Origin of the sequence: Stenotrophomonas forensis, from assembly GCF_028752115.1 — a bacterium.
Lineage (GTDB): Bacteria > Pseudomonadota > Gammaproteobacteria > Xanthomonadales > Xanthomonadaceae > Stenotrophomonas > Stenotrophomonas forensis.
In genome coordinates, this window is sequence record NZ_CP082270.1 from 4,092,934 (window position 1) to 4,105,943 (window position 13,010).

The window sequence follows — 13,010 nt, forward strand, 5'->3', positions numbered from 1 at the left end:
TATCCACTCCCTGGGGAGGGAAACGATGAGCCTGCTGGCCTGGATCGGGATGTTCGTCGCCTGGAGCCTGCTCGCCACCTGGGTGCTGCGCTGGGGTGGCGCGGCCTGGATGGAAGGCTGGAAGTCACTGGCCTTCGTCGACAGCTGGGGCAGCCTGTGGGACGAGGCGCAGATCAAGCTGTATTTCCTCTGCCTGTGGATCGTCTACGGGCTGTGGTTCCTGGCCGGCCTGTTCGTGCCGGGGTGGCGCGGCCTGGCGTAATGCCTCTGCATGGGTAGTGCCGGCCGCTGGCCGGCAACCGCTATTGTCCAGGGGTTGCCGGCCAGCGGCCGGCACTACCGGTGCATCTGCGCCGACCATGCGATCATCGCCCCATGAAGATCTATCTTGTCGGCGGCGCCGTGCGCGACCGCCTGCTGCAACGCCCTGCCGGCGACCGTGACTGGGTGGTGGTCGGCGCCACGCCCGCGCAGATGGAAGCGCAGGGCTACACCGCCGTGGGCCGCGATTTCCCGGTATTCCTGCACCCGCAGACCGGTGAGGAATACGCACTGGCACGCACCGAGCGCAAATCCGGCCGCGGCTATCGTGGCTTCGTGGTCGACGCCGATCCGGCGGTGACGCTGGAAGAGGACCTGCAGCGCCGCGACTTCACCATCAACGCCATTGCCTGCGACGAGGACACCGGCGCGTTGGTCGACCCTTATGGCGGCGTGCGTGATCTTGAACAGCGCGTGCTGCGCCACGTCGGCCCTGCGTTCGTCGAAGATCCGCTGCGTGTGCTGCGCGCGGCACGCTTCATGGCGCGCTTCGCACCGTTGGGTTTCAGCGTCGCCGAAGAAACCACGGCGCTGATGCGCGAGGTGGCCGCCAGCGGTGAGCTTGATGCACTGGTACCGGAGCGCGTGTGGCAGGAACTGCGCAAGGCGCTGGTCTGCGAACGCCCGTCCGCCTTCCTGCGCACGTTGCACGATGCGCATGCGCTGGGCCCGATCCTGCCCGAGCTGGAAGCACTGTACGGCGTGCCGCAACGCGCGGAGTTCCACCCGGAAGTGGATACAGGCATCCACCAGGAAATGGTCAGCGACATGGCCGCGAAACTGGCGCCGGGTGATGACCTGGTCGGCTTCGCCGCCCTCACCCACGACCTCGGCAAGGGCCTGACCCCGCCGGACGAATGGCCGCGCCACATCATGCACGAGCAGCGCGGCCTGAAGCCGCTCAAGGCGCTGTGCGCGCGCCTGAAGATTCCCACCGAGCACCAGCAACTGGCCGAAGCGGTCTGCCGCGAGCACTTGAACGTGCACCGCATCGATGAGCTACGCGATGCCACCGTGCTGGAGTTGCTGGGCCGCTGCGATGCATTGCGCCGGCCCGAGCGCGTGGCCCGCATCGCGCTGTGCTGCGAGGCCGACAAGCGCGGCCGGCTCGGATTTGAGGACGCCGACTACCCGCAGGGTGAAACGCTCAAGCGCCTGCACCAGGCGGCGCTGTCGGTACAGGCGCGGGATTTGGACCTAGTCCATTTGAAGGGCCCTGCGGTGGGCGAGGCCCTGGCGAGGGCCAGGGTGAAGGCGATTGCAGCAGCGCGATAGGAATGTGCGGCTTGCTGGGAAGGCGCGGTGTCAGTTGCTGATGGTCAGTACCTGAAATAGGTATCGCCCAAGGCGGGGTGGTCGCCCGGCTGACGCTTGCTCCTGGTCACTCTCCGAAGATTCATTCGCCTCGCACCTTTCCATCCAAGCGTAGAAAAAACTGAATCCGCCAATTTGGCGTAACTGACAAACCTACGGCCAACTCGATACCCAATCACACAGAAGACAAGAACCCCCACCAAATATGACTGAACCAACAGGTGAAATGGCGCATAGAATTTCCACGCATAGAAAGCTATTACCAACCCCCACCACGGAATTGAGATCACAAGCGAGTATTTAAACACTGAGAACCAATGCGCCAACGTACCAGCACTAACATGCGGATAGGAAACAATGATCCTTCTATCCTCATCAAGAACTGAGATAGCAAAAAACCTTCCTTCATCGTTCCGTGCGCCGACAACTCGAACAACATCACCCTCGTTAAAAGGCCAATTCCAGAGAAGCCCCTCCACATCCATTTCACCAAGTCTGAACTCAACTTTAGTAACTGGCTCTTCCATTTCCTCCACAGACATCATCGCCAAGCCGGCAGCCGAACCACTGAGACCTAATGCGGCGGACAGCGCACCGGTCGCAGCCATTCCTACGCGATCGCCCTCTCGCCAGAAAATATTTTCCATCACGCATTGAACTTTGAGACCGGAGATAACTCCGCTCTCCATTTCAAGTAGAGCCTCTTTGCCGTCACTCATTTGCATACCACTCCTTGAGGGGCCGAATCGAAACCAGACCAGTAGCGCCCCCACACTGCCAGATTGATAACAGCTACTATCTGAAGTAGGTATCCCCAACGCCGGAATTATCGCCCTCTCGCGTCTGAGCGAACTTCCCAGACCTGAGATTAATCTTCGTGGGATCGCTCCAATCCAGCGCAGTGAATACGCGGTCTGCCATCCTCGCAAATCTAGATAGACGACGCCCGATCCTCCATCCAATCACTCCAAAAATTGAGGCTCCGGCAATGCAGGCGCCAGAAATAACTTCGAACTTACTATCGGATTTGACGTCCCAAACAAAGACAGTTGCGAGAACAGCCGCCCCCCCACCAAACTACTGAGATCGCCAAGGAAATCCAGAAGACACGCAGCCAGTGCGAGGTACTGCCTGCCGTAACATGAGGATAGGAAACGATCAGCCTCTCATCCTCGTCCAATACAGAGATTGCAAAGAATGTTCCGTCGGGCCATCGCTTGCCCACCACTCTAACGCTCTGCCCCTGCCTGAACGGCCAGTTCCACAGCAGAGCAGACACCGATAGATCTCCCAGCATGAACCTGACTCGCACCACTGGCTCCGCCCCCCTTCGCTTGACATCACGGCCATGCCTGCTGATGGCCCACTCAAGCCGAGCGCTGCTGCAACTGCACCCACTGCGGCCATTTGCTCTCGATCGTCAGAACGGGACAGAACATCCTCGAACGCATGTTCAACGAAAAGTTCTGAGATCACACCAGCCTCTGTATCCAGCGGAATTTTGCTCGGAACATCCATGTAATGTGCGCCTTTCACGACTGCGACCTTGTAGTTACTTTCCCTATTGCTTTGTCAAACGCGTCGTTCTGCTTCAGAACGGCCTCCTGGAGGTTCCTACTATCGCTGGCCGAGGGAGGAGCTTTACTAGCTGCCCTCCCGAATACGTTGGACTCGCACCACTTCTCGAGATCGTTCGGGCTGATTACCCACACGGTCGCTTCAATCAAAAGCAGTGCCAACGTAATCTCCCAACCGCCCAAGCGCAGTATCCAACCGCCAAGGCGCTTCATAGCCTGACTGGACAAGACGAGTTCCCCTTCCCTCGCGGCCGCAGCCTCTATCCCGGCCCTTAACCCACGAAGACCCAAACTCAACTTATTTCGCCCCAGATGACGCTCAAGAAGACGTACTGTTTACTGGGGAAGCATGGTGCTAGACGCTGCCGTCAGTACCTGAAGTAGGTATCGCCCAAGGCAAGATGATCGCCTGGCTGCCGCTTCTGCTTGGTGATCCGCCGCAGATTGATCCGCTTTGCGTTGGGCCAACCAAGCGTCTGGAATATTGCATCAGCCATCTTTGCGAACCGAGTGAAACGCCGCCCCATTCTGTATCCGATGAAGCAGAAGAGCAAAACGCAGACCAAATAGGCTTGAGCTACCAACACACTTCCGCCTTCGTTCCTGCCAATACTATCTTTAAGCTGAACCAGCCAAAAAAATCCGATAACAAGTGCGCACCAAGGCACCGAGAACATCAGGGAATATTTTGCCACCGTCATCCAATGAGCCCACGTGCCCGCACTAACGTGCGGATAAGACACAATCAGCCTACTCTGTTCTTGCAGAACTGACAGGGCGAAGAAGTTTCCGTCGTCCTCATGTCGACCAACCACTCGGACATCGTCGCCCTCCAGAAATGGCCAGTTCCAAAGCACTGCCTTTACTTTGACTGCGCCGAGCCGAAACTCAACGCACGCAACCCGCTCCTCCATTTCCTCAGCGGACATCATCGCCATACTTGCGGCCGGACCGCTGAGCCCAAACGCTGCCGCAATGCTGCCAGTCGCCGCCATCCCCTCACGGTCTCCTCTCCGCCAGAAGACGTTCTGCACTACATGCTGAACTTTCAAGTCAGAGATGATGCCAGCGTGAGTATCGAGCGGCCCATGTTCGGCAGGGTTTACTTGGAGTTCGATACTCACTGCGGCCTCACGGAAACTGAGCCGATAGCCTTTTCAAAAGCCAGTTGCTGCTCTAGTGAAGTTACATAGCTCTTGCTAGACAAGAGATTTCCTCCTAAAGCCTTGTTTCCCTTCTTTCCGAACGCATTTGTCATGCACCACGCCTCCAAGTCATTTGGGCTAATGGCCCATACAAATATTTCAATGCCGAGCAGAACCAATGCAACCTCCCATCCTGCCAATCGCAGCATCCACACACCGACTCGCTTCATCGCCTGCGATGCAATGACATTCCCACCCTCCGTGGCCGCCGCCTCAAGCCCAGCCCTCAGTCCTCTCAGCGCCAAGGTCAACGAATTCCGCCCAATACTGCGCTCGATTACAGGGGATGAGTAGGCGAGCGCGGTTAGGAATTGAGATGATCCGACCGTCGCCAGCGTCAGGGCCTTGGCAAGATGCGCTACGAGCGCCATCTTGTTTGGATACGCATAGGCTTGTTCCGCGTCCGACAAGCTGTAGGCTGCCCCAATAAAACTACCCGCTCCCGCCAGCACACTGCCGGCAACCTTCATCCGAATAGCACTGACACTACCCGCCCCATAGAACTCCCTGGCTACCGTTTCATGCACACTGGTATACACAGCCACAAGCGACATGCCGGACGCCAGTAACGTTGCGTAGTCACGCGTATCCTTATCCACCTTGGTTGCCAGATGGATGAAATTCACCATCTCCAACACGCCCGTAAGGGAATTCAAACGGACGACATTGCGGCTGCTTTCCGCCGCTGCCTGCCAACGCTTGCGCATCGCCAGCGCGCCATGGTGCAGCTCCAGATCGCGAAGCGCGAACTGCATCGGCAGTGCACTCCCCTTCTTGCGATAGAACTGGATGCGCTCCAGGAAATAGCGCTTGCCCTGCTGGCCGCTGCTCAGCTCTTCGGCCACCAGGCTGATCGCCTCGTCGCGCTCCATCAATGCCCGCGTCAGGAGCACAACGCGGACCATGGCATTGCCGACAGTGTCCTGGATGCCCTTCATCGGAAATCGATTCAGAAGGTACGCACCTGCGGTAGTGACGAAGCGATCAACGCCACTGTCGCGAAGGATGCGGGCACTGGCGGTGGAGGGCGCAGCCTCCTTCTGCGCCGCCTCCAACTTGCGGAGCAGGCAAACTGAAAGCTCATACTGACGGCTTTTGGCAGCCATAACGGACAACCACTCCTGGTTACCACAACTCAGTTCAAGTCAGTACCTGAAGTACGTATCACCCAAAGCAGGATGGTCATCCACACTCTTATTCAACTTCGTGATACGCCTTAGATTTATATATTTACCATTGACCCAACCAAGAGATTTGAAGATTGCATCAGCCATCCTTGCATAACGCGTGAAGCGAGAACCAATCCTAACCCCAATGAAGCACGAGACAGAAATGCAACTAATAAATATGTAAAAAAATCTTTTCAGAGAATACCAGTCCCAGGGACCTTCATTAATCGAACCAAAGCCGGCAACCAGAACGTATAGCGCAGCACTTGGCAGTGAGAACATCAGCGTGTACTTCATGACACCGATCCAATGTGCCCAACTTCCAGAGCTGACATGGGGGTATGACACAATCAGCCGCTTATTCTCGTCCAGAACTGACAGAGCAAAGAATTTCCCATCTTCGCCCCTCTTTCCAACGACCTTTACTCGGTCCCCTTCACTGAATGGCCAGTTCCAAAGCAACCCTTCCACTTGGGTTTCGCCAAGCCGGAACTCCACTCTGGTAACTGGCTCAGCCATTTCCTCAGCAGACATCATCGCCATTCCAGCTGCAGGGCCACTCAGCCCCAGTGCGGCGGCAATGGCGCCTGTAGCCGCGATGCCTGATGGATCACCCTCCCGCCAGAATACATTTTCCACAACGTGCTTGACCCGCAGATCGGAGATGATTCCGATTTCGATATCAAGCGAGTTCTTCTCTGACGACACATCGACCTCAGTTTTCATCGCACCCTCAACGTAACCGAGCCGATAGCCTTGTCAAACGCCTGCTTTTGTTCTCGCGGTGTTGAATAGGGCTCGCCACCAAATGTTCGCTCACCTTTTCTAAGGCCCGCATTTGTTCCGAATGCATTGTTCATACACCACTTTTCCAGATCGTTCGGACTGATGGCCCATATCAAGACTTCAATGACAAGAAGAGCCAATGCAACTTGCCAGCCACCCAATCGCAGAATCCACACACCAAGTCGCTTCATTGCCTGCGACGCAACTACAGCCCCCCCTTCTGTCGCCGCTGCCGCTTCAAGCCCTGCTTTCATCCCTCTGAGACCCAAAGTCAATGAATTGCGCCCCAGACTGCGCTCGATGATCGGAGATGAGTAGGCGAGTGCGGTCAGGAACTGCGCACCGCCCACAGACGCCGTCACGAACGCTTTAGTACTCAAAAGTATGTCGGCAGCAAGCTCTTGCTGCCTGTCCGCAGCTTCCGCGTCTAAATAGCTGTAGTACGCCCCAATAAAACTACCCGCTCCCGCCAACACACTGCCGGCAACCTTCATCCGAATGGCACTGACACTACCCGCCCCAAAGAAGTCCTTGGCTACCGTTTCATGCACACTGGTATACACAGCCAAAAGCGACATGCCGGACGCCAATAACGTCGCATAGTCGCGCGTGTCCTTATCGACCTTGGTTGCCAGATGGATGAAGTTCACCATCTCCAACACGCCCGTAAGGGAGTTCAGGCGGACAACATTACGGCTGCTCTCCGCCGCTGCCTGCCAGCGCTTGCGCATTGCCAGTGCACCATGGTGCAGCTCCAGATCGCGAAGCGCGAACTGCATCGGCAGTGCACTCCCCTTCTTGCGATAGAACTGGATGCGCTCCAGGAAATAGCGCTTGCCCTGTTGGCCGCTGCTCAGCTCTTCGGCCACCAGGCTGATCGCCTCGTCGCGCTCCATCAATGCCCGCGTCAGGAGCACGACGCGGACCATGGCATTGCCGACAGTGTCCTGGATGCCCTTCATCGGAAATCGATTCAGAAGGTACGCACCTGCGGTAGTGACGAAGCGATCGACGCCACTCTCGCGAAGGATGCGGGCACTGGCGGTGGGGGGCGCAGCCTCCTTCTGCGCCACCTCCAACTTGCGGTAAAGGCTCAAGAAAGACTTCAGATGTGCGGTGCCTGCAATGAATGCCGCCCAGCTTGCGCCCGTCACCTCAAGAATTGTGTCGGCCCCGACCTGCGCCGCCGAGAGTGTCTGCTCCAGCTCCTTGCGAGCCTCTTCCTGGTTCTTCGCGATAGCTCGCCAGAGCAGGGATCCTCTTCCGGTAACTTTTGTGTCGTTGGCCGATTCAGTCAGAAATGCACGGCCGATCTCGTGCATGCCGAGCGCCGCAATGGCATCGGTGATTACTTCCTCGAACCACACGCCTTGCGCCGCAGACTGGCCGTCAAAGTCCTCCAGCGTTGCCAGAAACAGATCATGGCGGAGCCAGGCAACCAGCACAGCCATCTCTGGGCCCAACCGGTCGAGCACCATCTGCGCCATTGCATCCATGTTCCTCTTGAACGCGGTAAAGCGGGGCTCATCAATCAGCGGCCAGTACTTGTTCTTCCACGCGTCCTGCGCATCCTGCAGATAGAGCGGCAGGAACATGTCTTTGTATGCCTGCTCCCGCTTCCGTTTTTCCTCCTCGGAGATCTTCACTCTCGGGTTCCATGACGGAAGCGAGGGATTCCCGAGGCGGAGCTGCCGTTCTTCTTCCCGCACGGTCTGCGCTGCATAGTTCCCTGCCATCACCGCGCCGTTGAGTTCCAGCAATCGCGAGATCTGTTCGATCTGGTCAACCGCTGAAACCTCCAGCTCGCGCTCCCGCTTGAATTGACCGATGCAGGCAGCCAGATCGTTGCAGTAGCCACTGAGCTCATGCACAGCACCCACCGCGTCCCACAATCCCAGCAGCATGGGCGGGTACTCCTGGCGATCATCACCAATTCGCCCGTTACTGCTGTGTTTCTGTAGCAGCTGGAAGCGCAGTTCGCTCGGATCGATACCATTGCGGGGGTAATCCCGCCTTGACCATGGGTAACGCGTGCCGTGCTTTCGCAGCCGTGCGGTGCTGAGTGCGCCATCCGGTGTGGAGGCAGCTGGGAGCGCGCTGATGTGAGGAAGTTCCGGCGGATCTCCCGTGGGACTTTCCATCCAACGATATTCCATGATCGATGCCAGCCCGGCGGCGTCCTTCAACGGCGCTTGGTCGCCCTCCGCTCTCGCCGACCGGATCCATCTCGCAGGCTCGATCGGCTGCATCCGCTCGGCGCGCAGGACCGGATCGGACCCATAGCGATCCAGCGTCGCAGGTGTCCATGGGTGCTGGGAAAAAGCGAGCCAGACCGTCCCGCACACATCAGGCCGCGGTATGGTGATGAACTCGGTGCGCATATAGTCATGTCCTTTCCGCCCACAGATCGGCAGCCCCGCTCCAACGACGGGGCGGGCGCTCGTGACGGAGGGCTGCCGCCACAACGTACCGTTTTCGGCAATGGCGTAGCATTCCCAGTACCGAGGTCCGTAAGGCCCCTTCTCGTAGTACAGGTACAACATGCCTTGGCGCATGGTCCTGAGAGCATGCTCAAGTCCCGCTGCACTCATGTCAGCGTCGGGCACATGCGAGGGTGATAGGCCGCCCAGGTCGACGTCACAATTGTCGGGCACCAAGGTATAGCGCACCGGCAGAATGGCGAGCCCGGTAGAGCGGCAGATGTCGCAGACCGCGCGGCTCTGCGAATCCGGCGGTGCGGCGGTAACAACAGGAAGGTCAGATACGGTTTGGCTGTCCTTGCCGCGAACTCCCCTGTTGCTGCTGCCGGTATAGGAACCGCTCACGTCGTTTTCTTCCTCGCCATGCTGCGTCATGTGTACAACCCTCCCTTGGTCTCAGCGGCGTGTCCCGACGCCGCCGCGCGTATGTCCTGCCACTCTGCGTCTTCAATGCGCCATGCCAGTTCGTCGTACCGTTCGCCCTGCTCCACCTGCGCCAGCAGCGCCTGAAGGATGGGATGGCGGTGGAAATGAGGGCCAAAGGAGATCGCATGCTTTGCGAATAGATCGAGCTCATGTCCATTGGCCACGCCGCGACGGTGCGCTTCCTCTACACAACGTTGTACGTGTGCGAAGGTCGAACGGTCGGGCAGATCGCCGGTCTGCAGCGCTCCGATCCAGGCCTGGTTCAATGCGCCGATGCATTCCACCTCCGACCAGGAGACGGTCGGGTCGCCGGGCAGCGCGGGCGCGACCATGTTGTTGATGGTCAATTGCCCCCAGCGATCCAGGAATGTCCACGTTGTGGCGCCCGCAAACCGATACGCCCGTTGCGAACGCGATGAGGTGTGCAGGAACAGGTCCGTCACCATGGGATCGTAGTAGCGTAGCCACCGCTTTCGACCTTGGGCGTGCGGGCAGTGAGCGATCGCTTGCGCGGCAAGCTGGTTGGCCAGATGCCGGGGCAGCAATGGCGTCCAAAGCCAGGCACACGCGCGTTGCGGGCGTCCGGTCAGTAACGACGTCACGGAGCGCTGCTCCATCGCCATTGCCATCGCCTGGCCGGACAGCAGGGAATGCATGCCTCTGCTCAGGTCGAGCGGGATCAGGGAAGGCCACATGGCTGCCGGTATCTGCCGAATGGTGATCGGAACGGGTTGGATCCCAGCCGAGTCCAGCAGCGCATCGAAAGCCTCGTCCATCTCGCATCGCTCTACCGCTGGCTGCATCAGCAGGTGGCATTGCCCTGCGCTGCTGCGATCGATATCGATCAGCTGTTCGCACAACGATTCAACCGACATCGGCGCACCCTTCCTGTCGGCATACTGCTGCGTTCAAGTGCGGCTCGCAGCCACTGAACTGCCCAGCTGGAACGTCGGTCTCCTCCGAACTGATCAGCGGCCCCACCCAATCCCGCTGGCTGGCCTTGAACTCCACTTTTCCCGGCGCGCCCAGCTCGATGTTGTCGCCCTCAATGCGAATGTAGGCCCCCGCCGCCGTCGCCAGCAGATGCTTGCTCGGCGCCGACAGCTGCACGTCCGCTTCGGTACTGGCGATGCGTACCTTGGTCTTGGCCGCCACGATCATCTGGTTCTTGTGCGCACGCGCGCTCACCTTGCCTTGCGCGGCGTGCAACGCGATGCCGCGCTCCTGGTTCGGGCTTTCACCGCTGGGCTGCACGCCGGCGGTGTACATCACCAGACCGCCGGCCACCGCCATCGTCAGCGAGCCCTGCGTCATCCAGTTCAGTGCCACGCCACTGGCCAGCGTGGTGTGGGTGCCGCTCACCCAGACCTGGTCGGCCGGGGTCAGGCTCAGCACGCCGGCCACACCGCTGCCCAGCAGCACGGGCGCGCTCCAGCCCGGTGCCTCGCCATCGCCGCCGGCGATGCTGCCGGCGGCACTGCCGCTGTAGGTGGCGCGCAGCGTCTCCTGCAGCTCGGTCAGGGTGGTGTCCACCGGCAGCTCGGTCGGCTCGCCGGGCAGCTGCGCCTGCTGGTTGGCGGCCGATTCGGCCAGCTGCTGCAGCAGCTGCTGGCTTTCCTGCAGCTGGCTCAATGCCTGCGGCGCGGCCATCTGCGGCGAGCCCTGCTCGGTGGTCAGCAGCAGGCCGCGTCCGGCACGCAGCGCGCCCTGTGCCTGGGTGGACAGCTCCACGCCGAAACCCCGCTCGCCTTCGCGCACATTGTCCTGGCCGCCCTTGAGGTGGCCCAGGGTCAGCGTGGTCTCGTGCTGGGTGGTGGACAGCTGCGCGCGGCCCTGCCCGGGCGTGTCGTCGAAGCGCAGCTGCTGGTAGCCGCCGGTGCCGCCCTGGCTGTCGGCCAGCGCCTGGCTCTTGAAGCCGGTGTACACCGCGGCGTGGTCGTTGCCCTCGAACCAGGCGGCGGCGTTGCCGGTGGCGGTGGCGCCCCCACCGTTGATCTGGTTGTGCTGTGCGTCCTGCTGGCCACGGCCGTTGTAGACCGCACCGACCACCACCGGGCGGTCGATATCGCCTTCCAGGAACGCCACCAGCACTTCCTGCCCACGCCGCGGCAGCACCACGCCGCCCCAGTTGTCGCCGGCCCACGGGGTCATCACCCGCACCCAGGTCCAGGCGCCTCCGTTGGCCGGGGCGTTGTCGTCGCCGCCGGGATGGGCCAGGCCGCTGCTGGCGTTGCCGCCGCGCTGCCACGGGAACTGCACCTTGATGCGATGGTCGCGGTCGGACAGCAGCGGGTCGCCGTCGCTGACCACGACCGCGCTGAGCGTGCCGGTGATGGTCGGCCGCGGATGCAGGTGCGCGCCGTGGCCGTCCTCGGTCTGTGGCCGGTAGTTCACTTCGGCCGGGATGGCGACGAAGCGGTTGTCGTAGAACGCGGTGGACACCTCGCCCGGCGCCTGGCCATAGGCCAGCCCGGACAGCGCGTCCGGCAGCGCCGGCACCGCCACGCTGGCCGGACCCAGGGTCTGTTCCAGTGCGTCGAACACGTCGGCATCGAGGTTGTTGCGCGCCTGGTGCAGCACCGACAGGCACAGGAACTGTGCGTCCTCGCCGACCTGCGGATGCTGCGACAGGCCAAAGCGCGCGCCCGGTGCCAGTGCCCGCCATTGGCCGGCGCCATCGATGGTATGGGCGCGCACGCGCAGCGCGTCCAGATGCTGCTGCGCGCGGCGCTGGCCGCGTGCGTTGTCCTGCCAGCCATACGGGCCGCAGGTATCACGGTCGACAATGCCCAGGTCGTTGCCCTGCCCGGCCTCGGCGCTGGCCTGGCGACGCTCCAGGGTGCGGTAGTCCCAGGTCGTACGTTCGACCTTGCCCGGCCGCCAGCGGTGCGCGGTGGACCACTGCTGCACGCTGTCGCTGCGCTCGCTCTCGTCGCGGCGATGGAAGCGCACGCGGCCCAGCTCCGCGGTGTCGTTGCTGTGGTCGGCCAGCACCAGGGTGTGCGTGCCGAAGTCCGCGCCGCCGGGCTCGCCGGCATGCTCGAACCAGTAATAGATGCCCTCCTCGGCCAGCAGCCGCTGCACGAAGGCCAGATCGCTTTCCTGATACTGGGTGGTCAGGCTGCGCCGCGCGTACTGGCTGGCGTCACCCAGCGACCAGCGCCAGGCCGGCGCCAACCCGCTGTAGTCGGCGAACAGGTCCTCGACGATCTCGACCACGGTCTTGTCGTGGAAGACGTAGCTGTCCACCCGCTGCGACAGGAACGCCAGCCACGGTTGCAGGCGCAGCCGGTAGCGCGCCAGGCCGCCATTGCTGCCCAGCCGCTCGGCGGCGGTGATGCGACCGTGCAACGGGCGCAGGCTGGCGTCGGCCTGCTGCAGCTGCAGCAGCGCGCCCTGTCCGATCAGCGGCGCCAGCTGCAGGCCGGCATCCAGCGACAGTGCGGTGATTGTCCACTGGAAACCCATGCCGTCGATCTGCTCGACGCCATCAAGGGTTTCGGCCACCAGCACATCGCTCCCCAGCGACGTGTGCAGCCGCAGGAAGCGCTGGGCGTGCGAAGGGCCGGCCAGCGCAGAGCGCAGGGCGTGCGAAGGGCCGGCCAGCGCAGAGCGCAGGGCGGGCCATTGCGGAGCAGGAACGGAGCCATCCATGGAGCAACGCGCGCAGGGCCAAGGGGCCGTGAGCGTGTTGCTGAAACAGGGGCCGAGGAAGAGGGAATTGCGACACGG

The 13,010-nt window shown here is 61.2% G+C and carries 9 protein-coding genes; 2 read left to right on the plus strand and 7 right to left on the minus strand.

The features are described 5' to 3' along the window. Positions 1 to 25 precede the first annotated feature (25 nt). Positions 26 to 262 (plus strand): hypothetical protein, encoded by a 237-nt coding sequence (locus K5L94_RS18780; protein ID WP_053450796.1) that lies wholly within the window; start codon positions 26 to 28, stop codon positions 260 to 262. A gap of 113 nt (positions 263 to 375) precedes the next feature. Then, positions 376 to 1,596 (plus strand): multifunctional CCA addition/repair protein, encoded by a 1,221-nt coding sequence (locus K5L94_RS18785; RefSeq protein WP_053450797.1) that lies wholly within the window; start codon positions 376 to 378, stop codon positions 1,594 to 1,596. A 44-nt stretch (positions 1,597 to 1,640) separates the two neighbouring features. On the opposite strand, the gene K5L94_RS18790 is transcribed toward K5L94_RS18785, so the two are convergent. From K5L94_RS18790 to K5L94_RS18820, 7 genes are all read right to left on the minus strand, one after another. Further along, positions 1,641 to 2,354, minus strand: coding sequence for a putative type VI secretion system effector (locus K5L94_RS18790; RefSeq protein ID WP_148564995.1), 714 nt, complete (start codon positions 2,352 to 2,354; stop codon positions 1,641 to 1,643). A 1,226-nt stretch (positions 2,355 to 3,580) separates the two neighbouring features. After that, on the minus strand, positions 3,581 to 4,336 hold the full coding sequence (locus K5L94_RS18795) for a putative type VI secretion system effector (protein ID WP_274511153.1): 756 nt from the start codon (positions 4,334 to 4,336) through the stop codon (positions 3,581 to 3,583). Next, positions 4,333 to 5,523 carry a hypothetical protein gene (locus tag K5L94_RS18800; protein WP_053450801.1) on the minus strand — a complete coding sequence of 397 codons (1,191 nt, stop codon included), beginning with the start codon at positions 5,521 to 5,523 and terminating at the stop codon, positions 4,333 to 4,335. Before K5L94_RS18800 ends, K5L94_RS18795 begins: the two co-directional genes overlap by 4 nt. Before the next feature lie 39 nt (positions 5,524 to 5,562). After that, a complete protein-coding gene (locus K5L94_RS18805) occupies positions 5,563 to 6,312 on the minus strand; it encodes a putative type VI secretion system effector (protein ID WP_148564998.1) in 750 nt (249 codons plus the stop codon). Continuing rightward, on the minus strand, positions 6,309 to 9,227 hold the full coding sequence (locus tag K5L94_RS18810; RefSeq protein WP_274511154.1) for a T6SS effector BTH_I2691 family protein: 2,919 nt from the start codon (positions 9,225 to 9,227) through the stop codon (positions 6,309 to 6,311). Before K5L94_RS18810 ends, K5L94_RS18805 begins: the two co-directional genes overlap by 4 nt. Next, complete coding sequence (locus tag K5L94_RS18815) at positions 9,224 to 10,153, minus strand: DUF4123 domain-containing protein (protein WP_053450803.1); 930 nt, start codon at positions 10,151 to 10,153, stop codon at positions 9,224 to 9,226. The genes K5L94_RS18810 and K5L94_RS18815 overlap by 4 nt, the downstream gene beginning before the upstream one ends. Beyond that, entirely contained in the window at positions 10,143 to 12,932 is a 2,790-nt protein-coding gene (locus K5L94_RS18820; protein WP_274511155.1) for a type VI secretion system Vgr family protein, read from the minus strand. Before K5L94_RS18820 ends, K5L94_RS18815 begins: the two co-directional genes overlap by 11 nt. Between the last annotated feature and the right edge of the window lie 78 nt (positions 12,933 to 13,010).